The organism is Maribacter algicola (genome assembly GCF_003933245.1).
GTDB classification, from domain to species: domain Bacteria; phylum Bacteroidota; class Bacteroidia; order Flavobacteriales; family Flavobacteriaceae; genus Maribacter; species Maribacter algicola.
Window position 1 is genome coordinate 480,206 of sequence record NZ_QUSX01000002.1, and the last position, 26,949, is coordinate 507,154.

The window sequence follows — 26,949 nt, forward strand, 5'->3', positions numbered from 1 at the left end:
ATACTTCCTATATATTGCATGGAAATGAAATCCAAAAGACTTTTGGTTATTGGTCTTACATGGCCCGAGCCTACGGCTACCGCTGCGGGCGTACGGATGGTTCAATTACTCGAAATATTTAAAAAGTATGAATTTGAGACTACTTTTGTTTCCACTGCCTCAAATACGGAACATTCCCAAGATTTGGAAGCCATGGGAATTGCAACACATTCCATAAAACTGAACGATGCTTCCTTTGATTCCTTTATAGAAAACCTCCAGCCCGATATCGTTCTGTTCGACCGATTTCTGACCGAGGAACAGTTTGGGTGGCGCGTGGCGGAGCATTGTCCGCACGCCTTGCGGATTTTGGATTCCGAGGATTTACATTCATTGCGGCACGCAAGGGAGAACTGTTTTAAAAAGGGCATACCCTTTACCGAAGCGCATTGGTTGCAATACGATAGGACCAAAAGGGAATTGGCCAGTATTTTGCGAAGCGACCTTACCTTAATCATTTCAAGTTTTGAAATGGAACTTTTGCAACGGGCGGTGAGGCTTGATACATCACTTTTATGGCATCTTCCGTTTATGTACACTGCCATTTCACAACAGAACGATTGGCCGGAATTTGAGGCACGAATGGATTTTCTTTTTATCGGCGGTGGATTGCATGCGCCCAATGTGGATGCTATAAAACATTTGGAGCAAGAAATCTGGCCAAATATCCACGCCCGAATATCGGATGCCAAATGCTACATTTATGGGGCCTATCTGCCCGATGCGGTCAATAAGCTGCATAATCCCAAAAAAGGATTTTATGTACGTGGACGTGCCCGTAGCGTTTCCGAAGTAATGAAAATGGCAAAGGTTTGTCTGGCCCCGCTGAGATTTGGTGCGGGTATCAAGGGGAAATTGATGGATGCCATGTTGAACGGTACACCAAGCATCACCACGGGGATTGGGGCTGAAGGGATGCACGGAGAAATGAACTGGAATGGTTTTATTACTTATTCCCAAGACGATTTTATAGATAAGGCCATTGAACTTTATACTAATAAAACATGTTGGCAAAAGGCACAGGACAATGGCATAAATATTATCAATAAACTGTACCACAAACCTCGTTTGGAAATGCTTTTTATGGATAGGATAAAAGAGATTATGGGGGATTTGGAAACCCACCGAGCCCAAAATATCATGGGCCGAATTTTGGAGCACCATACCTTGCAAAGCACCAAATATCTGTCCAAATGGATCGAGGAGAAAAATAGGAAAGAGTAAATTTAATTTTTTAGTACTTCAAGGATTATGGATTTGAACATTGCCATTCCTGTTGAAATCAGCGCATCGGGAAAATCATAGTCGGCATGGTGTAGTGAAGGGGTATTTTCTCCAGCTCCAATACCGAACATCGTAGCCTTATATTTTTTCGAAAACCAGCCAAAATCCTCCCCAAACGAAAACGGTATCGATTTTTCAATAACATTAAAATTGTTTTTACGGGCGACTTTGGTCACCAAATCAACGCCTTGGGAATCATTTAAACTTGCGGGAAAGTGTTCAAACCAGTCCAATGTAGATTTGATGGAATGCGATTGACTCATGTGGGATGCAATGTTTTCTATTTCTTTCTTCAAGGTCTTCATCGTTTCAGGATGCCAGGTCCGTACCGTGTAATGAAGCTCCCCAAGTGCAGGGGATATGCCATAGGACTTTTCACCCATTTGCATGTAAATGGGGGTCAGTATTTTATAATTGGTGTCAGTAGGGTCTTTAACGTTTATGGCATCAAAACTGTGAATTGCTTCGGCCAAGACATATGCGGGATTTATGCCATTCTCAGGTTCTGAGGCATGGGATTCTTTCCCTTTTAGGTACAAGGCGAAACTTAGAACCTCAGCCGAAAATCCCTTTTTGGGAACAAGTACGGAATGTAAGGGATATCCGGGAATATTGTGCAAGGCAAAAACATACTCAACATTCAAAGTTTGGAACCTGGTATCCGCTAAAATTTGGGAAGCACCTTTTCCTGTCTCCTCGGCAGGTTGGAAGAGCAACACAATTGTTCCCTCTTTAAAGTGCGGTTCCGCTACCCATAGGGCCAATCCGGCTACAATGGCCATGTGGCCGTCGTGTCCGCATTTGTGGGATATCCCATGATTTTTAGAACGATGATTAAATTGATTTTTTTCCTCAATGGGCAGAGCGTCCAATTCGCATCGAATGGCAATAACAGGACCATCCGAAGAAAACTCATATACCACTGCCAGACCGTTTCCTCCTAAACCTTCTAAAATTCGAGTGGGTCGGCTGTTTTGCGATATAAATGCCTTGATTCTTTCCGCAGTTTGCGACTCATTTCCGGATAATTCTGGGAATTTATGAAGTTCCTTTCTAATCGATATAAGTTTGTCCAGCATGCTAAATTATTTACCTGGGTAGATCAGTATAAAAAACAAGTATATTAAACCTCTGGGTCCCTTCTAAAAATCTGGATGACATCAAAAATAAGAATACAGAAGACTACCCAAATAAATCCCGCAATAAAACCTCCCGCAACATCCGACGGAAAATGGACTCCGAGATAAATCCTACTGATCCCTATACTCAAGATCAACAAGGCAAAAAGGAGCATTATAGCATACCGTAGCCCTCTATGGATTCTTAATTTGGATATGAGGTAAATTAAAAACCCAAAAAAGGCCATGGCCCCCATGGCATGACCGCTTGGATAGCTCAAGGTCTCAACGGTGACCAAATGTTCTATGCCCGGCCTGGCACGGTCCACAAATCGTTTTAGGGCCATATTTGAAAGGGTGGCAAGCACGAGTACCACCACCGACTGAAGCACGTATTTCCAACTTTTAATAATGCGCCAGGATAGTATTACAAAAAGTACTAAAACGATTAGGTATCCCGTTACATCCCCTATATCGGTTACGAACTTAAAAAAAGCTGTTAAGGATGGATTTCTGAATGAAATGATATAATCCGTGATGGTGGCATCGTATCGGGCAAGAGTGTCCGTTTTTAGGGTTTCCGTAAGTTCTATGAAAAGGTTAATGCCCCCTACCACGAGTACCAAGGCAATGATTACGGTAATAAAGTAGGGCAAACGGGAATCTTCCGAATGAAATTTTTCAGATAAAAACTGACGTACCGATGTTATAATTCTGGAGACCGTTTTCTTCATTGACAATTTTCTATGATACACCTAATTTAAGGCTATTATTAGATTTCTATGAATATAAATGGTACGGATACTAACTCATTTCATTTCCATTTGGCAGACTTCCTTAGGAACATCTATCTTTGACTTTAAATTAAATTGTTTTGAAATGCAAGTAGCTGAATGGAAAACCGCCTTGGAATTTGAGGATATTACCTATAAAAAAAGTAACGGGGTCGCCCGAATTGCCTTCAACCGACCCAATGTTCGTAATGCCTTCAGGCCCCATACAACCAGTGAATTGATAAAGGCTTTTTATGATGCCCAAGAAGACACTTCAATTGGCGTAGTACTACTTTCTGCGGAGGGGCCTTCTACTAAGGATGGTATTTGGTCCTTTTGCAGCGGGGGAGACCAAAAGGCAAGGGGAGAGAAGGGCTATGTGGGTGCCGATGGGCAACACCGACTCAACATTCTGGAAGTACAGCGTATGATCCGGTTTATGCCAAAAGTTGTCATTGCGGTAGTTCCAGGTTGGGCCGTGGGCGGCGGACATAGCCTGCATGTGGTCTGTGATATGACCTTGGCCAGTAAGGAACACGCTATTTTTAAACAGACCGATGCAGATGTTACCAGTTTTGATGCCGGATATGGTTCCGCTTATTTGGCCAAGATGGTAGGTCAAAAAAAGGCCCGTGAGATTTTCTTTTTAGGAAGGAACTATTCCGCACAGGAGGCTTTTGAAATGGGCATGGTCAATGCCGTGGTTACCCATTCAGAATTGGAGGATACAGCTTATGAATGGGCGCAGGAGATTTTACAGAAATCCCCCACCTCAATCAAAATGCTCAAATTTGCCATGAACCTTACGGATGATGGCATGGTAGGACAACAGGTATTTGCCGGGGAAGCTACCCGCTTGGCCTATATGACCGAGGAAGCCAAGGAAGGCCGTAATGCCTTTTTGGAAAAAAGAAAGCCCAACTTTGGGAAGAACAATTGGTTGCCTTAATTGAGGGCATAATCTGTTTGGGGACTGTTAAAAACTAAAAAGAGCCCAATCAGCGAAGACCGGACTCTTTTACGAGAACACTATATGAAAATGAAAAAAATTTATTCGTTTTATTAACACTGTAAAAGTAGCTAGGAAGGCGGTTTATTGGAAACTATTGTTGTCTCCCAAGGCAAAATTGTGGTCAACCAATGGAATCTTGTAGTCCGGTTGAAAAATCGTACAATTATTTAGAGAAAAACGGCCTATTCAATGGTTTTTAGGATATCGGAAATCAAGGTATTGAACTGCTCGTCCGACTGTTCCTCGAGTCCGGTCCGTACAATGACCACGTCCTTTGACGGAATGATAAACACGCGTTGCCCTTGAAATCCATTAGCGGAATATAGGTCCCGTGGCAGATCCGGGTATTTTCCTTCTGCGTTCAACCAAAAATGGGCACCGTAGGTGCCCTTGGAATTTTCCGTGGGTTTGGTGATGTAGTCCACCCAACTATCGGCGAAGATTCGGTCACCGTTCCAATCGCCCCTGTGTAGGTACAGGAGTCCGAACTTGGCCCAATCCCGCGTGGTGGCCCATCCGTAGGAGGAGCCAACGAAGTTACCCTCTAAATCGGTCTCTATCAGCATGGAGTACATGCCCATTCTATCAATAAGTTTGGAATAGGGAAAGTTCAGGTATTCCTGATGGGTAGAAAATTGTTTTCTCAAAATTCCAGATAGTAGATTACTGGTACCCGAGGAATAGTTCCATAGTTCCGTGGGCGGGGCAATGACCTCATTTTTGGCTTGAGCCATGGTCATGTCTGAATCGAGGAACAACATTTTGGTGACATCGGAGATTTTAAAGTAATCCTCGTCCCAGGCCAATCCGCTTTGCATTCGCAGTAAATGGTCCAGCGTTATTTGTGATTTTGGCCCATCGGTATTATAAAGCGCTTGAAAAGGGCGATACTTCAAGGAAATCCTATTCTCATATTCCAAAATGCCGTACAGGGTTCCCAGAATACTTTTGGTCATGGACCAGCCCAAAATTTTGGTATCCTTGGTAAATCGGTTACTATATTTTTCCCCTATAATGTGGTCTTTGTACACCACCAATAGGCTTCTGGTCTTTTGAACTGAATCCTGCATGGCCCGTGTTAAGGTAAATTCCAGCGCATCATAATCCACATTGGCCATCAGCGTATCCTTGTCTCCCTGGTTCCCGTAGGGAAAGGGTAGGGTGTCCCTTTTTTGGTTTCGTTCCGGGACTATGGAAAAGTTGTGTTTTTGATGCTCGGTATTGGTCAGAACGGCTCCCAGCCCTTCTTTGTAGACGGCTGTTCTTTCCATGAGCCCGAATACGGAAGCACTGGCTGATTTTTTTCCCGTATCCACTTCCGCATTCGCCAGATTTATTAAGGGCATATCGTGGTCAACCGTATTCACGAAATAAGCGTCCCTTTGTGCGAGAAATACGTTGGATGCCAAATTTTTGGAGGCATAACCGGAAATGAGGTTTAGTTTGGGATAATTGATGTAGCCGAATATAAGAAGTCCGACCAACAGGAGGGCAAAGGCCCATTTAAGTTTTTTCATATTCCATCTATTGGCTTCTAATTTAGAGAAAAAGGTTTATATCGGTTGTATTAACAAAAAGGGATAATTAGTATATTCCATCCTAATTTTTGAAAGTCATGCATCGAATTCTGGGACTTCTCATACTTTTTGTTAGTATCGGATGTGATGAACGGTCCAATTTAGAGGAGAATTATGATTGGATTCCCCTGAAGGTTACGGCCACGGCCTACAATTCCTTTCCTGGACAGACATCCTATGAACATCCGGAGATAACCGCTTGGGGAGACTCCATTAAACCTGGGGTAAAGTGGATTGCCGTTTCACGCGATCTTTTAAGAAAGGGATTAAGGCACAATACCTTGGTGAAAATCGATACTTTTGAAGGAATCTATATCGTAAAGGATAAAATGCATCCCAGATGGCGCAATAGAATCGATATTTACATGGGGGAGGACCGACAAAAAGCCAAGGAATGGGGCAGACGAAAGGTAGAAATTCAATATGCGGTCAAAAAAGTAAAGGACACCATAAACGAAATTCAAAAATGAAGTTTATAAAAGCAGTTGCCATTTTTGTATGCCTGACATCTTGCTCGGTGACCCGTACCATTGTGGACAAGCCCATAACCTTTGATACCGAGCGAAGGATTTTGACCTTGGAATATATGCAGGACCGTTACGGATTGGTAAAGGAATCCCCGGATATCGTACCGAAAATGATCGTGCTGCATTGGACCGTAATCCCAACGTTTGAAAAATCGTTCAGTGCCTTTGACCCTCCAACCTTGCCCAATTCCAGACCTGATATCAATGCTGCCGGGGCCCTTAACGTCTCCTCCCATTTTATGGTGGACCGTGATGGTACCATATTTAGACTAATGCCCGAAACGACGATGGCCAGGCACGTCATAGGGTTGAACCATTGTGCCATAGGCGTTGAAAATGTAGGGGGTGATACTGGGCAACCCCTTACCAAGGCACAGTTAAAATCTAATATATGGCTCGTACGTTATTTGGCCGATAAATACGATATAGAATATTTGATAGGGCATTATGAATACACCAAATTCGAAAACCATCCCCTGTGGTTGGAACAAGATGAAGGCTACAGGACACAGAAGTCCGACCCGGGAACGGATTTTATGGAAAATGTTAGAAACGCCGTAAAGGACTTGAACTTTAAATCCATACCTGAATGAAACCCTCATCGAGGGATTTGTTATGGCATGTTAAATACCAGTAAAAAAAGTAAATATTTAATAAACAAAACATTAACCTAATTTAAAACACATGAAGAAATTTCATTGTTTAAGTATTGCCTTTCTGATCCTGACAATTTTTACCAGCCATGCGCAGGATATTACCGAACAATTGTACGAGACCTATGAAAAATATAAGGAACCCACACTTGGGAAAAGAAGAATAAAGCACGCCGATTTGCAGCCTTTGTTGGAGAAATTCAGAAGGAATCCAAAGTTCAAGGTAAATAGGGTGGGGACGTCTATAGGGGGGAAATCGCTCTCTTTGGTCAGTATTGGGAGCGGTGACACCGATGTTTTTTTATGGTCCCAAATGCATGGGGACGAACCCACGGCAACCCAAGCTATTTTTGATATCCTTAATTTTTTCGACAGTACCGATTTTGAGGAAGAAAAAGAAGCGATGCTATCCAACCTGACCATTCACTTTCTGCCCATGCTCAATCCGGATGGGGCGGAACTTTTTCAAAGGCGAAACCTTTTGGGAATCGATATCAATCGGGATGCTCTTCGTTTGCAGTCGCCCGAGGGACTGACCTTGAAAAGGGTGAGGGACAGTCTGGAGGCCGATTTCGGTTTCAACTTGCACGATCAAAGTACATACTACAATGCGGAACGGACGGAGAAACCTGCTACAATTTCCTATTTGGCCCCGGCTTTTAACTACGAAAAAAATATTAACGAGGTGCGCGGGAATGCCATGAAAATCATTGTTTTCATGAACAACATCCTTCAAAAATACGCTCCAGGACAAGTGGGAAGGTATAACGATGCCTTTGAGCCTAGGGCTTTTGGAGACAACATCCAAAAATGGGGTACCAGTACCATTTTGATTGAATCGGGTGGGTATCCTGAAGACCCGGAAAAACAGGAAATAAGAAAGTTGAACTATGTCTCCATTTTATCGGCCATTTATACCATAGCCAAGGAAAATTTCAAGGAAATCGATATCTCGGAATATGAAAAAATACCAGAAAACGACCGGATGTTGTTCGACCTAAAGATTATAGGGGCGACTTACAATCTCATGGGGGATTCCTATGTCCTGGATTTGGGAATCAATCAAGTGGAGGTTGATTATGAGGACCATGATAAATTTTGGTACAGCAGCAGGATTTGGGACCAAGGGGATTTATCCACTTATTATGGTTATGAGACCTTGGATGCCACGGGTCATGAAATTGTTCCTGCGAACGTATATGCTAAATCAGTTTCCACTATGGTGGATGCAAAAAAGTTGGATGCTAAAAAATTGTTATCCGAAGGGTATGGCTACCTTAAAGTAACCAATATTCCGTTGAAAGAATTGAATTCGCCCATACCCTTACATGTGGTAGGTGAGAATTTCAAGGCTCCCGACTTACAGCTGCAACCGGGCATCAACCCTACTTTTTTCCTTAAAAAGGAAGGAAAGTACACCCATGCGGTCATAAACGGCTTTTTGATTGATTTGAGTGCCGATGACATCAGTATTCCCAACGCCATGATTTTTAGAAAGTAATCTAGTAACCAAATTGTACATTCAGATAATGACCATGTTTTAGCAGAAGATATAACATGGTGAACAATATGGCTACAATTGCGGAAAATATGAGTAAAACCAGACTTTTAATAGGGTTGGGTAATATGCCCAGGGCACTTTTCCAATAGATTTCTTTGAGTACATCCATGACATTTATTTTTTAGATTAAACATATACATAGCCTTTAGGATGTGTAAGTTTTGTATTCTTTGGGGTTGTTATAATATATAAACAATTAGTAGACCACAAAACCCTACTTTACTTTATTGATATAAAAAAGGGTGGCCAAAGCCACCCTTAATATTATTCATTCTAACATTTTTTAGTCAATGCTGGCCGTATCGGCATCCATCAAGGCAAAGAATTTGTCCAAATTTGGAAGGATAACGATTTTTGTCCTTCTGTTTTTGGCCATGTTTTCCTTACTATCGTTTTCTACCAAAGGAAGGTAGCTACTTCTACCCGCAGCAATCAATTGCTTTGGGTTTACATCATATTTGTTCTGTAGCTCGCGAACTATTGATGTTGCTCTTTTCACACTTAGGTCCCAGTTATCCTCGAATAAAGGAGTGTTAATAGTTCTTGAATCCGTATGGCCTTCTACCATAACTTCCATGCTGGGTTCGGAATTGATGACATCGGCCAATTTTTTAAGAACGTTGTCCGCTTTGTTGCTAACCCTATATCCAGCCGTGTTGAACAACAATTCGTCTGAGATGTTGATCATTACTACCGTTTTGTCGATGCTTACATCAATATCTTCTCCTTCATCGGCAATGGATTGTTTCAATTTATAAGAAACCGCTAGGTTCATTGAATCCTGTAAAGTCTTGGCTTCGGCAAGTTTGGCGGGGTCAACATTTTCCAAGGTTTTTCTCATGTTCGCCTTGGTATTGTTGCTCATTACGGCAACATCGTCTACCGTAGTATACTGACTGTCATTGATTTCCTTTAGGGAATTTATTTTGGAGTTGTACTCTTCTACACGGGCCTCAATTTTGGCCATTTTTGTTTCCAACTCTTCTTTTTCTACCTGGGTCTTGGTCAATCTACTTTGAGTTTGCGCCAAGTTATCTTCTAAGGCCACATATTTCTTTTTAGAAACACAGGAAGATAAAAGTACTATGGATGCTACTCCGATAATTGATAATTTTTTCATTTCAAGCGTGTATTTAGTTAATAATCTTTCATTACCATCTACGGGAAATTTTTAAAAATGGATGTTTTAAGTTTATCTGATTTCCGAAATATATAGGGTTAGATATCTCTTAACTATCTGATAAAAAGAGTCTTAATTGAGTCAATGATAGCCAAAAAAAAGAGGCAGTAAATGCCTCTTTTAAAATCAATCGGTATATTTTTTTATTCGCAACCTCCGGTAAATCCTTTGGCGTTGAACTTGGTCTGAACGGCACCTTGTCTACTGCCTGTATTTACTTCGATGGCCAAATTGTTTTCTCCACTTCCATCACGTTTTGGGCTACAATATTCGAACAGATAGAAGCTATTGGCGCGCTCCGAAACCTTTTCGGAAATCTCGTTAAAGGTATCTTCCAAATCATCCTTGTTACTCGCAAATACACTGGAAGTCTTTCCTATGTCCATCAATACCTGTGTATCGATTTCGCTGCCCAATCCAATACTAAAGAAGGAAATATTGGAATTGGCGTCGTTCACTTTTTTAAGGGCGGCCTCTTCGGTAAACCTGGAGGCTTGGTCCGTACCATCGGTAAAGATGACAACGGATGCAGCGCCTATTTTATCCCCAGTAGTTGTTTTATTGATGATATCCGTAGCGATATCCGTAGATTTTATTACCGCACCATACAAATCCGTGGAAGGATCGGAACTAATGTTGTCCGTAATTCCATTTATAGAATTGATTAGTTCATCCTTTGAAGAGGTAAGTTCGTTCAGTAAATGAAGTTCGTCTTCCCCATCGAACCAATAAATTGCCATTTTGAAGGAATCAGATTCGGCATTGGGCATAACGTTGTCCACAAAACTGGCACTGGCCATTTTAAGTTCTTGTAGACTGCTCTCCAAAACACTGTTGCTCAAATCCAGCACCAAAAGGGCGTTATTGGAGAAAATCTGTGAATTTGGGGAAATCCGCGCAAAGGACTCCGACGTGGAAATCGTATTGAAACAATCGTCGTTCCTACCTTGTTCGTAAATGGTAAATTGCTCTGCCGTTAAACCGGGCACTGGATTTCCGTTGGTGTCGGAAACCCTAAAAAAGATGGAGACCTTACCGGGTAGGGTCGTATACTGTTCTTGGATGGATAACACCAATTCGCCTTCATCCAAACCTAAACAATCGTCTACAGGGACTCCTTTTCCTAGGCCATCCCCAAAATTAAGGTCTAAGTTTACATCGTCATCGGCATTACCACAGGAAACAAACAGGGAAATCGCGCATAAAATTCCAAAGGTTCTTGAGAACAAATTCATATAGTTGTACATTTTGAGTTCAAGAAGCAGAACGTTCTTTCCGTCCATAAATTATGATTGAATAAAAAAATTATGTTAAAGAATGTTAAAGAAACTAGGAAGCCTTTAAAAAACAGGTGGGAATAGGTAATTTTCACCAAGATGTGGGTAAAAGCATATCCACAAAAATTGTAGGATGACGCACGAGCTGAAAAAAATATTCCGGGAGTATCACCACTTACGGGCCCGGGGCCTTAAAACGGTATTGGCAAGTGTGGTGGCCTTGGATGGATCTTCATATAGAAGACCCGGGGTCCGTATGCTGATTTGTGAGGACGGTACCATGGTGGGGGCTGTCAGTGGTGGATGTGTGGAGAAAGAAGTGCTATTTCAGGCCGCAAGCGTTTTTAAGTCCGGCATACCAAAAATGATGACCTATGACGGTAGGTTCCGACTGGGTTGTGAGGGAATCCTGTATATTCTAATAGAACCCTTTCAACCTAACCAATCGCTTTTGGAGGACTTTGATCAGGCGATAAAATCAAGAACCCCTTTTAAAATTACTTCCTTTTACGTTAAGGAATATGGGGAACATGCCAATATCGGTTCCACGTTTTTATTTGGTGAAAAACCGATTGCTCTGGGTGCAGAACCCGATTCAAGTGAACGTTCAACATACGAACAGACCCTAAAACCGTGTTATAAACTGGCCATTGTGGGCGGTGAGCACGATGCGGTAAAACTATCCAAAATCGCCCTGGAAATGGGATGGGAGGTTTCTGTAAGTGTGGTACCTGCGGAGGGGAAGACACTAGCCGATTTCCCCGGTATCGATGAACTTTGGAACGTGGAACCCATGGATTTGCCCGTTGAAAAAATCGATGATCAAACGGCCTTGGTGTTAATGACGCACAGTTACGTGAAGGATTTAAAATACCTACATGCGGTAAAGGCTTGTAAACCCATGTATTTTGGCCTTTTGGGGCCTTCCAAAAGACGGGAAAGACTCTTCAATGAGTACATCGATTTGTATCCTGATGAGGACTATGCTTTTTTTGAGAGCATTCATGGACCTGCAGGAATCAATATAGGTGCCGAAGCCCCGGAGGAAATCGCCATTGCCATACTTTCGGAGATTTTGGCGGTGATACGAAACCAGGAACCCATCATGTTGAAGGACAAAAAAGAAGGCATCCATAATTGAAATCGCACCAAAACATAGGGGTCGTATTATTGGCAGCGGGGCAATCCAGTCGGATGCAGAATATCAAGCAATTATTGCAATGGAAAGGTACTTTTTTATTGCAATATGTACTCCGTACCTTGGAGGAAACAAAGCCAGCAAAAATTAGTGTAGTATTGGGAGCCAACGCATCAAAAATAAAAGGGCGTTTGGTGATAGATGCAAATAGTACGGAAATCATTGAAAACCCAACTTGGAAAAACGGTTTGGGAAACAGTATTTCGGTAGGAGTCCGCCATATTCTAGCTTCCGATGTCCCACCAAAGGGCATCCTTATCTGTCTAGCCGATCAGCCCTTGGTCACCCCAGACTATTTAAACCGAATGTTGCTTGAATTCTCAACCCAAAACGTTTCCATCGTAGCCAGTAACTATGGAAAAAAATTGGGCGTTCCGGCAATTTTTGGACCGGATTTGTATGATACGCTCCTAAGGCTGGACTCCGATTATGGGGCCCGGGACATACTGGATTCCTACACATCCGTCACCCTGGGCTTGGATGCCCAAGGGTTTTTGGCCGATATCGATACTCCGGAAGTCTATCAAAAAATTTACAACGAAAATCACGACCAATAAATCCTTTTTTATGAACAAACTGTATACCCTTATAGCCACTGCCGCTTTCATTGTTACCTTACCCCAAGATATTTTTGCTCAGGAAATGAGTTTTGAGGAATACAACCCTACCTCGACCCTAGTAGTTCCCGGCAAGGAGATAAATCGGGCAAAATTTCGATTTATAGACGTCCACAGCCATCAAAGGGACATGTCCGTCGAAAAATTGGGCAGCCTGTTAAAAGATATGGAATCCCTGAACGAGGGAATTATGGTAAACCTGAGTGGTGGTTCCGGTGAAAGTCTCAAGGAGAAGGTCGATAATATCCAGAAAAGCTATCCCAATAGGTTCGTTGTCTTTGCCAATGTCGATTTTGAAGGAGCGGATGGTGCCGAATGGGGTCAAAGGGCCGCCGCACAATTAGAGGCGGATATCAAAAATGGGGCAAAGGGACTCAAGGTCTTTAAAAGTCTAGGACTTCGCAATACCGATGCATCCGGGAACAGATTGGCCATTGATGACCCCCGTTTGGACCCTATTTGGGCCAAATGTGCGGAAATGGGCGTACCCGTTTTGATCCATGCAGCTGACCCTAAGTCTTTTTGGGACGATATGGATAGCGATAACGAGCGATGGCTGGAACTAAAAACGCATCCCAGAAGAAAAAGATCCAATACCGATCCGGCACCTTGGGAGCAAATCATTCAGGAACAACACAACGTTTTCAAAAGACATCCCAAAACAAAATTTATCAATGCCCACATGGGCTGGCATGCGAACAATTTGGAAAAACTGGGCAAATTGCTGGATGAGATGCCCAATATGAACGTGGGAATATCAGCGGTGATTGCAGAATTGGGTCGGCAACCACAGAATGCCAGGAAGTTCTTTATTAAATATCAGAATAGGATACTTTTTGGAAAGGACAGTTGGAACCCGGATGAATTCCCCACTTATTTTAGGGTGCTGGAAAGCAACGATGAATACTTTCCCTATTACAAGAAATACCATGCCTTTTGGGCCATGTACGGTTTAAACCTACCGGACGAGGTGCTTAAAAAAGTATATTATGAAAATGCCCTGAATTTGATTCCAGGGTTGGATAGATCTCTGTTTGAATAAGGGTCTACAGGTCGGCTTCGATATCTTTTTGTGGAAGCTTTTCAACATCTTGAAAAACTCCACAGGAGATTTCCCTTTTTACCAAGGAGGCCGACTTCTTCCTTTTGGTCAGCGCCTCAATTTCTTTGTTCAAATACTGCATGATTGGATGTTTTTCAAAGGAAACGAATCCCTTTTTTATTTGTTGTATCCCAGCAAATTAAATCCAATCCAAAAAAGTTTTTTGCCCCGTTATGTGATTTTTTTGACACATTGCATACCTATAGGGAAATGAAGAAAAACTTGAATGGGGAATAGCGATGCTTTTGCGGAGGTTATACGGGAACATCAGGGGTTACTTTACAAAGTTTCCGCTATCTACACAAATAATGAACAGGATCGGGAGGATTTGTTTCAGGAAATCGTCTATCAGCTTTGGAAGTATTTTGACAGTTTTAGGAACGAATCCAAGATCAGTACTTGGATGTATCGGGTGGCGATGAACACGGCCATTACTCATTTGAAGAAATCAAAACGCATCCCAAAATCGGAACCCATCAAGGAATCCCTGGTTAGTATGGCGGAGGGCACTGACGACCTTTTTCAGGAACGCGTGCGATTGTTACATCGGCAGATTGAAAAAATGAATTCCTTGGAAAAGGGTATCATGCTGCTCTTGTTGGAGGGAAAATCGTATCAGGAAATATCCGAGATTACCGGATTGAATACCTCTAATGTAGGAACAAGAATATCCCGCATCAAGGAAAAACTTAGAAAAAACATGGTAAAATCATAAGCAGATGGAATTGGAAGAATTACAGGCGAATTGGATGGCCATGAGCCAGGAATTGGAAAAGCAAAAAAAATTAACGAACGAAATCATCTTAAAAATGACACGGAACAACTATCGGAACAAATTCAGCAAACTCAACAATTACGAGAATGTAGGGGCCATTATATGCTATATATTGGCAGGGTTTATAATTTTTAATTTCTGGAAACTGGATACCTTGTACCTAAAGCTTTCTGGAGTATTTACACTAGCTTTTTTAACGATTTTGCCCACCTTGGTGTTGCGTGCATTGCATAGGATAAAAAACCTCGATATCCTTACTAAATCGTACAGGGAAAACCTCATAGCCTATACTAAGGAAAAAAAACGACTCCTAAAACTTCAGCAAATTGCCATTGCCGTGAGCTTTATTTCCCTACTGTTCTCGCCGGCCTTGGCCTTAAAGCTGCTCAGGGACAAGACACTGATCCTTTCGGAAATGAAACCTGAACAGATAATAGCCATAGTATTTGTTATCGTTCTTATGGTTTTTGTAAGCCGATGGGGCTATAGAAGTTATAAAAAGGTAACGAATTCTGCCGAAGCCCTGTTGGAGGATTTGGAAGCATGATTATTCCGTCAATTTCTTTTGGATATAATTGAGGATCAACATCCAGTTCATTTTTAATAGGAGGGAGGCGGTGGGCACGTTGTCATCGGCAATGGCAGAAATTATGGCCTCATGCTGATTGTCGGATTTATTGTAAAAGGAATCGTCAGAAGTAAAGGCTCGCTCGTAAAAGAATATTCGGGTTCGTAAATCTTGCAGGATTTTTAACGCCAGTTCGTTTTCGTACCCTTTGGTAAGCAGGTGATGAAATTCCAAATCGGCCTGAATCCGGCTAATGGCATCTTGGGCATTTTCGAATACATCCTGTTGCTTTCTAAGCGCGTCGATATGATTCCTATTGAATTCCGAGTTTTCAATGGCCATAACCTCTAAGCTGGCGACCAGTCCGTAGAGGTCCTCGGCTTCCTTAACATCAAGCTCCGCAATGATAAATCCCCTGTTAGGTACCGCTTTAATGATATGGGACTGCTGTAGTTGGGTCAATGCCTCCCGTATTGGGGTCACACTAACTCCTAATTCCCTGGAAAGGGCGGCCAAGTTGATGGTCTTACCTATTTGCAGCTTCCCTTGCTTCATTTGAAAAAGCAGGTAATCCCGTACCTGGTCCCTAAGATTTATTTTTTGAATCATTTTCAAATTTAATATATCGTATATGATTTTAACTCGGTTTTTGGGTTTCTAGTATATAGTTTTAAGTCGGCTGCCCGAAATTATTCGTTGAAATGCACGGTTTGCGTGCTCTTAAACCATACTATTTGTTGTGGTTGCACGTTTTTATGATTGTAATAAGTAACCCTTTAAACAAATCAAAAAAGTAAATAGCATGAAATGAACCATAACAAGTCTTAATACCTGTCTAGATGGTTTATGGTGAATTGCATCTAACCTTTTAAAAACAATTAAAATAAACAGATGAAAATTTTGAAAAACACGTTGAAGAATTTAAGTCTTTTGGCCACTGTCCTGATATTAGGGTACAGTTGTAGCGATGATGCCGAAAAGGACAATAATGACATAGTACTTTCACAAGCCGACTTGGAGGCGGTGCTGGAAACGGACGATATTGTAGGCGGTATCGATGTGGCCTTGTTTGAACTTTATAATAATAACGGTAGCACGGGGAAAACCCTGTTGAACGAGTGTTATAGTGCCCAGTATACGGATACGGGATATGTAGCTACATTTAACAATTGTGTCCTGAATGGCACCGAGAATATTAACGGCACTTTGACGGTAACCTATGACACCGATGGCGAGCAAGGTTCATTTTCCGCTAGCTATGTCGACTTTTACGTAGGCGAAATCAAAATCAATGGAACCAGATCATATCAGTTAAGTGCCAATTCTGAAGGAAATAGTGTTTCATTTTCGGTAACTAGCAACCTTACGGTTGAAATGGCCGATGGCTCTTTAATTTCCGACGAAGGCGAAAGGTCTTTTACCCTTACCTTTGGTGATTCGCTTGAATCGACTACCTATAGCATTGCTGGAACCTGGACCGTTGTTTACGAAGGAAATACGTACAACGTTACGGTAAATGCTCCGTTGACAAGTAGTGTTAACTGTGGGTATGTAGCCGCCGGGGATATGACCGTTTCCAAAAATGGCCTTACCGTAAATGTAGATTTTGGCGATAGTACGTGTGATAACGTTGCCACCATAACCTACCCAAATGGGGTGGTAGAGGAGATTACTTTGCGTGACTAAAAGATTTGCCCTTACAATGGCAAACTAAAAAAAAAGGATAAGATTGATGAGGTCTTATCCTTTTTTATTTTCTGTATACTCTAAACCAAAGCTATGACTTCCTTGGCAGCTACCCAACGGACTTTACCTTTGGTAAGCCTTTTCGCTTCGGTTATTGATTGTCTGATAAAAGTTCTCATGTTGTTCGTTTTTGTCCCGAAATGAATCGGGAGCTGATTGATGATTAATTGATTGATGAATTCCGGATTAATGGGTATGGTTTCTAACCTCGGCCCATTGCACGCGTTTACTGTTTCTAAAATTGCTGAAGAATGAATGTCTTCTGGCTTCCGTTGGTGATTGTCTGATAAAAGTTCTCATGCTGTTCGTTTTTTATGTCCCGAAATGAATCGGGAGCTGATTGATGATTAATTGATTGATGAATTCCGGATTAATAGGTATGGTTTCTAACCTCGGCCCATTGCACGCGTTTACTGTTTCTAAAATTGCTAAAGAAGGAATATCTTCTAGCTTCCGTAGGTGATTGTCTGATAAAAGTTCTCATGTTGTTCGTTTTTTTTATGTCCCGAAATGAATCGGGAGCTGATTGATGATTAATTGATTGATGAATTCCGGATTAATGGGTATGGTTTCTAACCTCGGCCCATTGCACGCGTTTACTGTTTCTAAAATTGCTGAAGAATGAATGTCTTCTGGCTTCCGTTGGTGATTGTCTGATAAAAGTTCTCATGCTGTTCGTTTTTTATGTCCCGAAATGAATCGGGAGCTGATTGATGATTAATTGATTGATGAATTCCGGATTAATAGGTATGGTTTCTAACCTCGGCCCACTGCACCCGTTTACTGTTCCTGAAATTGCTGAAGAATGAATGTCTTCTAGCTTCCGTTGGCGATTGTTTGATAAAAGTTCTCATGTTGTTCGTTTTTTTATACCGATATGCATCGGGTTGATTAATTGATGATTTAATGTTCTAACTATTAACAAGTAATTGTTATATCTAGAAGACGAGAAGGTATTCTTTTTGTTACAGTACTATGTAATAAAAGGTACTAAATATAAAATAGCAATCAATAACTATTTGATAATAAGTAATTTATAAAAGTGTTAAAATTATTTTAATTTCTTAAATCAATTTTTTCGGCAATTATCAAATAATTTGGAAAGCAAATCGTACTTTATTAAACATACAGTATCTTTGTCCTTTATATAAAGAAAAGAGTAGAATCTTGCTCCGACAAAAACGAATCCTTTGTGCTAGCCCTCGTCCATGTCATTTCGTAAAAGTCAAACTTGAACTTCTGTTCTTTATGTATTTAAAATAAATTAGAAACATTAAAATTACGAATGGCAAAATCACAGCAAACTTTTAATAAAACTGAGAAAGTAAAAAAAAGACTAAAGAAACGGGAAGATAAGCAGAAGAAGAAAGACGCACGGAAACAAGCTTCCAAGGAAAAGGGATCTACAGGTATTCCGCTCGCCTATGTTGACTATAATGGAAACTTGGTCGATTCTCCACCGGACCCGTCGATGAAGGTGGAAATTGAGGTAGAGGACATTATATTGGGAATCCCCAAAAAAGAAGAGGGCGATGAAGAGGAATTTGATCCCGTTAGAAATGGTAAGGTTTCTTTCTTTGATTCTTCAAAAGGGTTTGGATTTATCATTGATTCTGAAAATAATGAGAAGTACTTCGTGCATGTAAGCGGGCTTATCGATGAAATTTTTGAAAACGATAAGGTTTCCTTTGAGCTTGAAAAGGGAATGAAGGGAATGAACGCAGTAAGGGTCAAGAGGCTTTAATATAGCTTATTTCTTCAGATGATCTTGGCAAAACGTAATACACTAGTCATACTATTGGCGTTCTTCGCCATCTATGTCATCTGGGGTTCTACCTATTTATTGAACAAGATTGCGGTAACCGAGTTGCCGGCTTTTATGTTGGCCGGTATTCGGTTTGTTACCGCGGGATGTCTTATTTTTTTAATTGCCAAATTTTTAAAAATACCCCTTAGAGTTACCAGAAAACAGCTTTTCAACGCCGTTATAGCCGGGTTTCTATTTCTTACATTTGGAAATGGCGTGGTGGTATGGGCTCTTAAATTCGTTGATAGTGGGTTTGCCGCACTTGAAATTTCCGCACAACCCCTTGTGGTATTACTACTTATGAGGATACTTCAAGGTAAGCGTATACAACCCATGTCCTTGGTAGGTGTGGGACTGGGTATGATAGGGATCTATCTTTTGGTGAGTCAGAAACAGATTATTTCACAAGAAGGAGCGTTTCTTGGAATGATCCTTATTTTCTTTTGTATGCTTAGTTGGGCCTATGGAAGTCTTTTCGTTGGTAAGGCGGACTTACCGCCCAATTACTTCGTAAATACGGGTTATCAGATGGTTACTGGAGGTATTTTACTCTTTGTAATCAGTGCTATCATAGGCGAGGAGTGGATTTCGCCCGTAAATTGGACGGTGCCCGTACTATGGTCTATGATACTTTTGGTCTTATTTGGAAGTATTGTCGCCTTCACGGCGTTTAATTATTTGCTAAAAGTGGTATCCCCGGAAAAGGTAGCTACCTCTTCCTATGTAAATCCCATAATCGCGATGATTTTAGGATGGTACTTTTTAAACGAGCAAATAACTTATCAATCCGCTATTGCCGCTTTGGTGCTGCTCACGGGCGTCTATTTTATCAATACGAAAAAAAGGCTGACTCTATTTTCTAGATTCACCTCCAAACAATAGAGTAGGTAAATCAGGTAGGTCTTGCACGGAGCCTTCTTTTAACCCATTTAATGCAATGGGGCCAACACGCACCCGTACCAATCTAATCGTAGGATATCCAACGGCTGCGGTCATTTTGCGTACCTGTCGAAATTTGCCCTCGGTTAAAACAATCTTGATCCATGAAGTTGGTCTATGAAGGCCGATACGAAGTTTGGGACTTGCTTCGGGCAGGGTAGGGGCCTCGTCCAATTTTTCGATTTTATAGGGTTTGGCAAAATAATTCTTTCCAAAAATCCCAATAGTAACGCCCGCTGCAAGTTTTTCTATGGTTTTTTGGTCAATGATACCGTCCAGCTGCACCCAATATTCCTTTTCAATCCCCGCATTATTGATATAGTCGGTCAATTTTCCATCGGTAGTCATCAATAAAAGGCCTTCAGATTTTTCGTCTAACCTTCCAATGGGCATGGTTCCTTGGGGAAAGTCATAAAGTTCTGTCAGGAATCTCTTTTTGCGCAATTGTCTTGCTTCACCCGATGTCATCTGACTCAATACCCCAACAGGTTTGTATATTTTAAAATGGGAATGGTCGTTCATTCGTGATGGGGTAGCTTCATAAATTGATTCATTAAATTTAAGTTCAATTGTCCTGTATTTGAAAATTCCCTCTTTTGGAAGCTTTTGGATTGCATTAGAAAAACCCTCTATGAGGGTTTCATTGGTCGGAAAGATACCCTTTTTATCCCATGAATTAGTATTAGGCCATTGAAGGTGTTACCTTTGCACCCTTCAAGGAAAAAGGATTACATGCAAGAGACCGTATACGAACTGCAGGAAAAAAAGACAGATAAAGAGCTTTATAGTTATCAGCAGGGTGCCATCCAACAAATTTTCGAAAAGTTCGATAACGAACGAGATGATTACCACTTATTATATCAATTACCTACAGGAGGTGGTAAGACCGTAATTTTCTCCGAAATTGTTCGCCAGTACTTAAAGAACCATAATAAAAAGGTTTTGGTCATGACCCATAGGGTGGAGCTTTGTAACCAAACTTCGGACATGCTTACCAGTTTTGGGGTGGTGAACAAAGTAGTGAACAGCAAGGCCAATCTTGACGATCAGGAAAAGTACAGCTGTTATGTGGCCATGGTGGAAACCTTGAACAATAGGCTTAATGATGATAAATTGGATATTTCCGATGTGGGGCTGGTCATTATCGATGAGGCCCACTACAATTCCTTTACCAAGTTATTCAAGTTTTTTGAAGGTTCCTTTATCCTTGGGGTTACAGCGACCCCTTTGAGCTCCAACAAGGAAACCCCCATGAACGGAAATTATGATGAACTCATACCGGGGGAATCCATTGAAAACCTTATTAAAAACGACTTTTTGGCCAAGGCCGAAACCTATCAATACGATATGGGCCTGACCTCCTTGGAAGTCGGCTCCAATGGGGATTATACCGTAAAATCCTCGGCAGACCTCTATACGAGTCCGGCCATGCTCAACAAGCTTTTGGAAGCCTATACCAAGCACTCGAAGGATAAAAAAACACTGATTTTCAATAATGGTATTGAAACTTCCATTCAGGTGTATTATACCTTCAGGAATGCCGGGTTGCCCATTATGCATTTGGATAATACGGCCACAAAAAAGCAGCGGAAACAAATCTTAAAATGGTTCAAGGAAACACCTAACGCCATTTTGACGTCGGTAAGTATTCTTACCACGGGATTTGACGAACCCACCATTGAAAGTATTATCCTTAACAGGGCCACCAAATCCTTGACCCTATATTATCAGATGATCGGTAGGGGCTCTAGGGTATTGAACAACAAATCGAAATTTACGGTCATTGACTTAGGCAACAATATATACCGATTTGGACCTTGGGGTGCCGACTTGGATTGGGAGGCGATCTTTAAATCTCCTAATTACTACATAGACAAGATCCGTGATGATGAGGACATCGAGGCTGATTTTAAGCATGACCTGTCAGACGACATCAAAGAGGAATTCAAGAACTCCAAAGAAACCTATTTCGATATCAGGGAGACCTATGAACAGGCAACGTTTGCGGGAGAATCCTCAAAAGTCGTTTTGGAAAGGTCTATAGAACAACATGCCTATATCTGTATTGAAAATAGCGAGGATGTGTACGATGCCATTGCCTTGGCCAAATTGTTGAAGGAGGATATTGACAATCGTATCCATGTCTACGCCAAGTGTATCAGTAAAAGTACCCACAATTTCCTGAGCTGGTTAAAGGACGACTACCAAAAGAAATTGAATACCTATTTACGGGAAAACTTTGATTCTGTTTTTGAGGATATTCATGGTCATCCGCCAGAGGACTAATCATCTATATATTTTTATAATAAGCTTCTTAAGTACGCACTTTTCGTTTCCTATCTTTACCCTATGGAAAAGAAATCTACTAAAATTGCCATTATTGGTGCAGGAATCAGTGGTTTGATTGCAGCCATTACACTGGAAAAAGAAGGATACGCTCCCACAATTTATGAAGCGACGGACGCCATGGGCGGTCGCGTAAAAACGGATATTCTGGAAGGATATCAGTTAGACCACGGTTTTCAGGTGTTGTTGGATGCCTACCCCATGGCCCAAAAGTATTTGGACTATGGACAGCTGGAATTACAAAAATTTCTACCTGGAGCACAGGTTTTCCATAGGGGAAAAAGCTCCGTCATCGGTGACCCGCTTCGCAACCTTAGTCTTTTAATTCCTACGCTGACCTCTGGTATCGGTACTTTTGGGGACAAGCTAAAAGTGTTGAAATTAAATGCATTGTTGAAGGAAAAAACCTTGGAGGGAATTTTTGAGGAACCGGAAACTTCTACACTAGAGTATCTAAAATCCTTTAATTTTTCAGAAGAAATAATCAACCAATTTTTCAAGCCCTTTTTTTCCGGTATCTTTTTGGAACCTAATTTGGCTACATCCTCAAGGATGTTTCAGTTCGTTTATAAAATGTTCGGCGCAGGACTGGCCGTATTGCCCAAAGCAGGAATTGGTGCTATACCCAATCAATTAAAACAAAAATTAAAGGCCACAAAATTCATTTTTAATTGTCCCGTAGAAAGTTGTACGGATGAAAAAATCACCTTGTCCGATGGTAAAACGGCATTTTTCGATTATAAGATTATCGCTGCCGATGCCTCGCCGTTAGTGCCAAATTTGCGCAAGCAGCATTTGGATTGGCATACATCGGACACGTTATACTTTACGACAGAGCACAGAAAAATCAATAAACCACTCATCGGTTTGATTGCTGACCAAAAGGCATTGATCAATAATATCTTTTTCCATACTGCACTGGAAACAGAACAAAATGGAGCAGCGGAATTGCTTTCCGTTACCGTTGTAAAGGAGCATGATTTAACCGAATATCAATTGGTACAGCGGGTAAAGGAGGACTTGGAAAAATTCTGTGGAATTACTACCGATCGCTATATAAAACACTATAGTATTAAGAAGGCTTTGCCTAAGTTAACCGATATCAGGTATTCGTTAATGCCTTCTGAAACCCGAATTACGGAAAACATGTTTTTAGCGGGTGACTATCTATTAAATGGCTCCTTGAACGCCGCTATGATTTCTGGGGAAATGGCGGCTAAAGGTGTTTTGGAGGTTATTGAAAAGCGATAGGCATTAGTTGTTCAACCAGTATGTAAACTTTATCGTTAATCCCCAGTTCCTTGTTTCAAAAGGGGTTACAAAATAGTTGTTGGTATAAACCAAGAACAGATCTGAAGCTGGACTATAGCGCCACTGAAACCTGGAATTCAAGTTCATATTGCCTGTCTGTTCATTGTACTGGACCAAATTTGCAAAAAAGATCTTATTGGTAAAAGTGATGTCCGCCTCAGCACCGATCAACCAAAATTCATTGGTGTTCCAAGGTGCGGGGAGATCGATGTGATTGTAGTTCAGATTCGCGCTTAAACTTACATAAGGTTGAAACCGGTATCCAAGTTCGCTAGTCAAGCTGGTGCGATTTCCATCCTGATAATACCCACCCAAACGTCCCCCTAAGGAATAGGTAAACAAGCTTTGGGGTTTGGACTGATATTCCCAACCAAAGGCGTTCCACTGGTGTTTTGTTCCCGTTGCCAAGTCGGCTATTCCCAATCGGGTGGGATCAAAGGGGTCCAACAGTTCTACATAATCATCGGATATAAAGAAGAAGGCATTGCTTCTATTTCGGAATTCAAAATTATAGGTCATATAGCTTAAATGGTCCGTTTCCCTGAAAGCTTCATTAAAGAAATAGGAAATGTTCAGTTCCGGTCCATGGCTTACTAAGGGTCCACCTTTTGGAAAGAACAAGTGTCCCAGTTTGCCGGAAAAATTCACATAATTTCTTCTGGGCACATAACCAACCTCAGTGGTATAATCGTTACTGACCCATTCCTGCTGGACCCTCCAGAGCCATTTTCTGCTACTATACTGTAGGTGGGCCCCTTGTGCAATCCCTCGGCTATTTTCATCGGGCGCGAGCGACTTTAATAAAAAGGCCTTTCCGTTCCAAATGTTATTGGAGGACGCCAAGTTGTACTCCATTCCCAAGTTCCGATTGTATTTTGCAAATTGCTGATTGATGGAGTCGTTTTCCGACGGATAATTGATGGACTGCTTGTTTACGACCATAAGCCCAATATTACTTCGTCCAAAGACTTTACGCTGTAACGAAAGCACCCCAAAATTCTGACTAGGCAAACCGGTTTCATCCACAGATGCAGTCTGCATATCCATGAGCCCCATGCGCCATTTGTCATTCAAGTTGCCACTGACACGGGCACCTGCCTGTATGGGGACACCTAAACCAATACGTCTGGAAAAAAAAGGTCGTATCGTCTCATATCCAAAATTTGCAAAAAGGTCGCCATTCTCCAAGAAGAATTGTCGTCGCTCAGGAAAGAAAAGTTCAAATCGGTCCAAGTTGGTCACTTGTCGGTCTACCTCAACTTGTGAAAAATCGGGATTTACGGTAAGGTCCAGATTTAGTGAAGACGTGAGGCTAAACTTGACATCACCTCCAAATTTACCATTGGTCTTGCTATCTTCATTGGCCTCCAAATCCCTGTTAACCTCTCCCAAAACATAGGGTATAATGGAAAAATTGGTTCCTGGGGCAGGAGGTGGGGCATCCCAAACCAAGGTGCCCGTATAGGCAAGGGCCGCTGTAGGAAATTGCCGTGGAATAGGGGTCCAGCTCGACTTTTCGCTGGATTTTAGATCTAACCGACTAAAATTAATGCCCCATTCGGTAACGCCCGCTTCATAGCGAATGGATTTAAAGGGAACGGCCATTTCAAAAACCCATTTATCGTCATCACGGGTGACCTCGGATATCCATTTACTGTCCCAGTTCAAATCGATTCTGGAACCATCGAACATGGTACCGTCCCATTGTGCACCATAGGCATTGGACCCAAATGAAAACCCTGTTGTCTGATTGTTGAACGGATCCATGAAGAGCAAAAAGTTATCGTTTTGGCCAAAGGAAAAATCCCTTCTAAGAGATTCAACAAAATAATTGGCTTCGGTAGCATTGTAGAAAGTGGCCAATAGGTATAGATTCTTATCGTCATAGGTCATTTTTATGGCAGATTGTTCATTGGCCAAACCATCGTCCATGGGTAGGACCCTGTAGAAATCTTTGGCGACTTCGGCATCCTGCCAGGCCCTGTCGTCCCCAATTCCATCAATTTCTACAGGAAAATTCGTCTTTTTGATGTGCAAACGGTAATTACCGTTCTTTTTCTGTGCTTGCATAATATGGGCACATAAAAGAAAGCACACAAGAGCGCATATGTTAATTTTCATTGAGTTTAAGTTGGTGCTGCAACTTACTTAAATTTTTAAAGGATACTTTTCCATGAGACAAAAAATAAGCTAAAATTCATGTAAACCATATTCCAAACGTTTTCAAGTAGCTTTAAAATAAACATAGAAGATTTGAGTAGGTAATACCTACTGGGCAAAGAGAATGTCTTTCCTAGAAATTCCCCAAAACCGATTTTGTTACAGATACAATTTTAGCCATAAGAGCTAAGGATATTCCGCTATTCAATGGAACTTTGTTAAAACAAAAAAATTGTATGAAAGAACAAGCACTATTAGAGCCTTATAAAGTAAGTAATCTATCCTTGAAAAACAGGGTAGTAATGGCACCAATGACCCGTAGCCGGGCAGCCAATGAGGATAAAAAACCTGAAAAGGGACTTCACGATATTTATTATAAACAAAGAGCGTCCGCCGGACTCATAATTACCGAAGGATCACAAGTGTCCGAAGAAGCGGTAGGCTATATAAATACACCTGGAATACACACTGAAGATCAGGTAGAGGGTTGGAAGCAGGTAACCCAGGCCGTTCATGAAAAAAATGGTACTATCTTCATTCAGTTATGGCATGTGGGCAGAATGTCCCACCCTGATTTCCATGGTGGAGATTTGCCACTGGCGCCTTCGGCAATTAACCCAGAAGCACAATCCTATACCCCAGAAGGTTTTAAGGATACGGTAACGCCGAAGGCCATGACCAAAGAAGATATTGCCAAAACAATCGAGGATTTTAAAAATGCTGCCCAGAATGCCGTAAAGGCGGGATTTGATGGCGTTGAAATCCACTCTTCAAACGGGTATCTTTTTCACCAATTTTTTAATGCAACATCGAACATGAGAACGGATGAATATGGCGGTAGCATCGAGAATAGGGCACGATTCTTTTTTGAAGTTTTGGATGAAGTCAAAAAGGTTATTCCCGAATCTAAGATTGGCGCACGCTTTAATCCGTCTTTAAATGGAATGTTTGGAATGACCATGGATGAGGAAACCATTCCAACTTTTGAGTATATCATTAAAAAATTGGATCATGAATATGACCTTGCTTATATACATCTTTCGGAGCCTTTTAATGATGTCTCAGATATCCCATTTGCGGTTGAGAACATAGCGGAACATTTTAGACCCATGTATAATGGCACTTTAATGATAAACGGTGGTTTTGACCAGGAATCTGGAAATAAAGTCATCGAAAGTGGAAATGCCGACTTGGTCTCTTTTGGGAAATTGTATGTATCCAACCCCGATTTAGTGGAACGGTTTAAAAATGATTGGGATATGGCCGACTGGGACGAAGATACTTTTTATACTCCCGGGAAGGAGGGTTATATAGACTATGAAACCCACAAGCAAGAAGAGTCTGTTCAGAAAAAATAATTAAACTAAAAATTGATAATT

26 protein-coding genes are annotated in these 26,949 nt (G+C 41.5%); 16 read left to right on the forward strand and 10 right to left on the reverse strand.

Annotation, left to right across the window (positions count from 1 at the left end):
* Positions 1 to 24: 24 nt before the first annotated feature.
* Positions 25 to 1,263, forward strand: a complete 1,239-nt coding sequence (locus DZC72_RS11350) for a glycosyltransferase (RefSeq protein ID WP_125223047.1) — start codon at positions 25 to 27, stop codon at positions 1,261 to 1,263.
* A gap of 2 nt (positions 1,264 to 1,265) precedes the next feature.
* On the opposite strand, the gene DZC72_RS11355 is transcribed toward DZC72_RS11350, so the two are convergent.
* Together DZC72_RS11355 and DZC72_RS11360 are read right to left on the reverse strand one after the other, a co-directional pair.
* Complete coding sequence (locus tag DZC72_RS11355) at positions 1,266 to 2,402, reverse strand: amidohydrolase (protein ID WP_125223048.1); 1,137 nt, start codon at positions 2,400 to 2,402, stop codon at positions 1,266 to 1,268.
* A gap of 44 nt (positions 2,403 to 2,446) precedes the next feature.
* Positions 2,447 to 3,175: a phosphatase PAP2 family protein gene (locus tag DZC72_RS11360; protein WP_125223049.1), complete on the reverse strand. Its 729-nt coding sequence runs from the start codon at positions 3,173 to 3,175 to the stop codon at positions 2,447 to 2,449.
* 145 nt (positions 3,176 to 3,320) lie between these two features.
* On the opposite strand from DZC72_RS11360, the gene DZC72_RS11365 reads away from it, so the two are divergent.
* Positions 3,321 to 4,163: a 1,4-dihydroxy-2-naphthoyl-CoA synthase gene (locus DZC72_RS11365; RefSeq protein ID WP_125223050.1), complete on the forward strand. Its 843-nt coding sequence runs from the start codon at positions 3,321 to 3,323 to the stop codon at positions 4,161 to 4,163.
* Between the two features lie 245 nt (positions 4,164 to 4,408).
* Here the strand turns inward: DZC72_RS11365 and DZC72_RS11370 are convergent, their stop codons facing one another.
* Positions 4,409 to 5,743 (reverse strand): serine hydrolase domain-containing protein, encoded by a 1,335-nt coding sequence (locus DZC72_RS11370; RefSeq protein ID WP_125223051.1) that lies wholly within the window; start codon positions 5,741 to 5,743, stop codon positions 4,409 to 4,411.
* Positions 5,744 to 5,841: 98 nt separating this feature from the next.
* On the opposite strand from DZC72_RS11370, the gene DZC72_RS11375 reads away from it, so the two are divergent.
* From DZC72_RS11375 to DZC72_RS11385, 3 genes are all read left to right on the forward strand, one after another.
* Positions 5,842 to 6,273 (forward strand): 3D domain-containing protein, encoded by a 432-nt coding sequence (locus DZC72_RS11375; protein WP_125223052.1) that lies wholly within the window; start codon positions 5,842 to 5,844, stop codon positions 6,271 to 6,273.
* Positions 6,270 to 6,923 carry a peptidoglycan recognition protein family protein gene (locus tag DZC72_RS11380; RefSeq protein ID WP_125223053.1) on the forward strand — a complete coding sequence of 218 codons (654 nt, stop codon included), beginning with the start codon at positions 6,270 to 6,272 and terminating at the stop codon, positions 6,921 to 6,923. Before DZC72_RS11375 ends, DZC72_RS11380 begins: the two co-directional genes overlap by 4 nt.
* Before the next feature lie 91 nt (positions 6,924 to 7,014).
* Positions 7,015 to 8,484 carry a M14 family metallopeptidase gene (locus DZC72_RS11385; protein ID WP_125223054.1) on the forward strand — a complete coding sequence of 490 codons (1,470 nt, stop codon included), beginning with the start codon at positions 7,015 to 7,017 and terminating at the stop codon, positions 8,482 to 8,484.
* A 1-nt stretch (position 8,485) separates the two neighbouring features.
* Here the strand turns inward: DZC72_RS11385 and DZC72_RS17790 are convergent, their stop codons facing one another.
* The 3 genes from DZC72_RS17790 to DZC72_RS11395 form a co-directional block, all read right to left on the reverse strand.
* Positions 8,486 to 8,653: a hypothetical protein gene (locus tag DZC72_RS17790; RefSeq protein ID WP_165869311.1), complete on the reverse strand. Its 168-nt coding sequence runs from the start codon at positions 8,651 to 8,653 to the stop codon at positions 8,486 to 8,488.
* 174 nt (positions 8,654 to 8,827) lie between these two features.
* Positions 8,828 to 9,664, reverse strand: a complete 837-nt coding sequence (locus DZC72_RS11390; protein WP_125223055.1) for an OmpA/MotB family protein — start codon at positions 9,662 to 9,664, stop codon at positions 8,828 to 8,830.
* 203 nt (positions 9,665 to 9,867) lie between these two features.
* The gene (locus DZC72_RS11395) at positions 9,868 to 10,959 is read right to left on the reverse strand and encodes a vWA domain-containing protein (protein WP_243641756.1); all 1,092 of its coding nucleotides are present in this window, start codon (positions 10,957 to 10,959) and stop codon (positions 9,868 to 9,870) included.
* 175 nt (positions 10,960 to 11,134) lie between these two features.
* Here DZC72_RS11395 and DZC72_RS11400 point away from each other — a divergent pair, with 175 nt between their 5' ends.
* From DZC72_RS11400 to DZC72_RS11410, 3 genes are read left to right on the forward strand one after another with little or no spacing between them, the layout of a single operon-like run.
* Positions 11,135 to 12,142 carry an XdhC family protein gene (locus DZC72_RS11400; RefSeq protein ID WP_125223056.1) on the forward strand — a complete coding sequence of 336 codons (1,008 nt, stop codon included), beginning with the start codon at positions 11,135 to 11,137 and terminating at the stop codon, positions 12,140 to 12,142.
* Positions 12,139 to 12,756 carry a nucleotidyltransferase family protein gene (locus tag DZC72_RS11405; RefSeq protein WP_125223057.1) on the forward strand — a complete coding sequence of 206 codons (618 nt, stop codon included), beginning with the start codon at positions 12,139 to 12,141 and terminating at the stop codon, positions 12,754 to 12,756. The genes DZC72_RS11400 and DZC72_RS11405 overlap by 4 nt, the downstream gene beginning before the upstream one ends.
* Before the next feature lie 10 nt (positions 12,757 to 12,766).
* Positions 12,767 to 13,858, forward strand: coding sequence for an amidohydrolase family protein (locus tag DZC72_RS11410; RefSeq protein ID WP_125223058.1), 1,092 nt, complete (start codon positions 12,767 to 12,769; stop codon positions 13,856 to 13,858).
* Positions 13,859 to 13,862: 4 nt separating this feature from the next.
* Here DZC72_RS11410 and DZC72_RS17795 read toward each other — a convergent pair whose 3' ends face one another.
* On the reverse strand, positions 13,863 to 14,000 hold the full coding sequence (locus DZC72_RS17795; protein WP_165869312.1) for a hypothetical protein: 138 nt from the start codon (positions 13,998 to 14,000) through the stop codon (positions 13,863 to 13,865).
* Positions 14,001 to 14,144: 144 nt separating this feature from the next.
* Between DZC72_RS17795 and DZC72_RS11415 the strand changes: the two genes are divergently transcribed.
* Together DZC72_RS11415 and DZC72_RS11420 are read left to right on the forward strand one after the other, a co-directional pair.
* A complete protein-coding gene (locus tag DZC72_RS11415) occupies positions 14,145 to 14,633 on the forward strand; it encodes an RNA polymerase sigma factor (protein ID WP_125223059.1) in 489 nt (162 codons plus the stop codon).
* Between the two features lie 4 nt (positions 14,634 to 14,637).
* Positions 14,638 to 15,240, forward strand: a complete 603-nt coding sequence (locus tag DZC72_RS11420) for a hypothetical protein (protein WP_125223060.1) — start codon at positions 14,638 to 14,640, stop codon at positions 15,238 to 15,240.
* Here the strand turns inward: DZC72_RS11420 and DZC72_RS11425 are convergent, their stop codons facing one another.
* Positions 15,241 to 15,870, reverse strand: coding sequence for a GntR family transcriptional regulator (locus tag DZC72_RS11425; RefSeq protein ID WP_125223061.1), 630 nt, complete (start codon positions 15,868 to 15,870; stop codon positions 15,241 to 15,243).
* 282 nt (positions 15,871 to 16,152) lie between these two features.
* Between DZC72_RS11425 and DZC72_RS11430 the strand changes: the two genes are divergently transcribed.
* The 3 genes from DZC72_RS11430 (at position 16,153) to DZC72_RS11440 (ending at position 19,696) form a co-directional block, all read left to right on the forward strand.
* Positions 16,153 to 16,947: a hypothetical protein gene (locus DZC72_RS11430; protein ID WP_125223062.1), complete on the forward strand. Its 795-nt coding sequence runs from the start codon at positions 16,153 to 16,155 to the stop codon at positions 16,945 to 16,947.
* 1,345 nt (positions 16,948 to 18,292) lie between these two features.
* Complete coding sequence (locus DZC72_RS11435; RefSeq protein ID WP_099544926.1) at positions 18,293 to 18,751, forward strand: cold-shock protein; 459 nt, start codon at positions 18,293 to 18,295, stop codon at positions 18,749 to 18,751.
* Positions 18,752 to 18,769: 18 nt separating this feature from the next.
* Complete coding sequence (locus tag DZC72_RS11440) at positions 18,770 to 19,696, forward strand: EamA family transporter (protein WP_125223063.1); 927 nt, start codon at positions 18,770 to 18,772, stop codon at positions 19,694 to 19,696.
* On the opposite strand, the gene DZC72_RS11445 is transcribed toward DZC72_RS11440, so the two are convergent.
* On the reverse strand, positions 19,667 to 20,275 hold the full coding sequence (locus DZC72_RS11445; protein ID WP_125223064.1) for a pseudouridine synthase: 609 nt from the start codon (positions 20,273 to 20,275) through the stop codon (positions 19,667 to 19,669). The two genes, DZC72_RS11440 and DZC72_RS11445, sit on opposite strands and share 30 nt — an antisense overlap.
* Before the next feature lie 210 nt (positions 20,276 to 20,485).
* On the opposite strand from DZC72_RS11445, the gene DZC72_RS11450 reads away from it, so the two are divergent.
* A complete protein-coding gene (locus DZC72_RS11450; protein ID WP_125223065.1) occupies positions 20,486 to 22,039 on the forward strand; it encodes a DEAD/DEAH box helicase in 1,554 nt (517 codons plus the stop codon).
* A gap of 63 nt (positions 22,040 to 22,102) precedes the next feature.
* Entirely contained in the window at positions 22,103 to 23,350 is a 1,248-nt protein-coding gene (locus DZC72_RS11455) for an NAD(P)/FAD-dependent oxidoreductase (protein ID WP_125223066.1), read from the forward strand.
* Between the two features lie 3 nt (positions 23,351 to 23,353).
* Here DZC72_RS11455 and DZC72_RS11460 read toward each other — a convergent pair whose 3' ends face one another.
* Entirely contained in the window at positions 23,354 to 25,531 is a 2,178-nt protein-coding gene (locus DZC72_RS11460; RefSeq protein ID WP_125223067.1) for a DUF5916 domain-containing protein, read from the reverse strand.
* Between the two features lie 275 nt (positions 25,532 to 25,806).
* On the opposite strand from DZC72_RS11460, the gene DZC72_RS11465 reads away from it, so the two are divergent.
* Positions 25,807 to 26,928 carry an alkene reductase gene (locus DZC72_RS11465; protein ID WP_125223068.1) on the forward strand — a complete coding sequence of 374 codons (1,122 nt, stop codon included), beginning with the start codon at positions 25,807 to 25,809 and terminating at the stop codon, positions 26,926 to 26,928.
* Positions 26,929 to 26,949 lie beyond the last annotated feature (21 nt).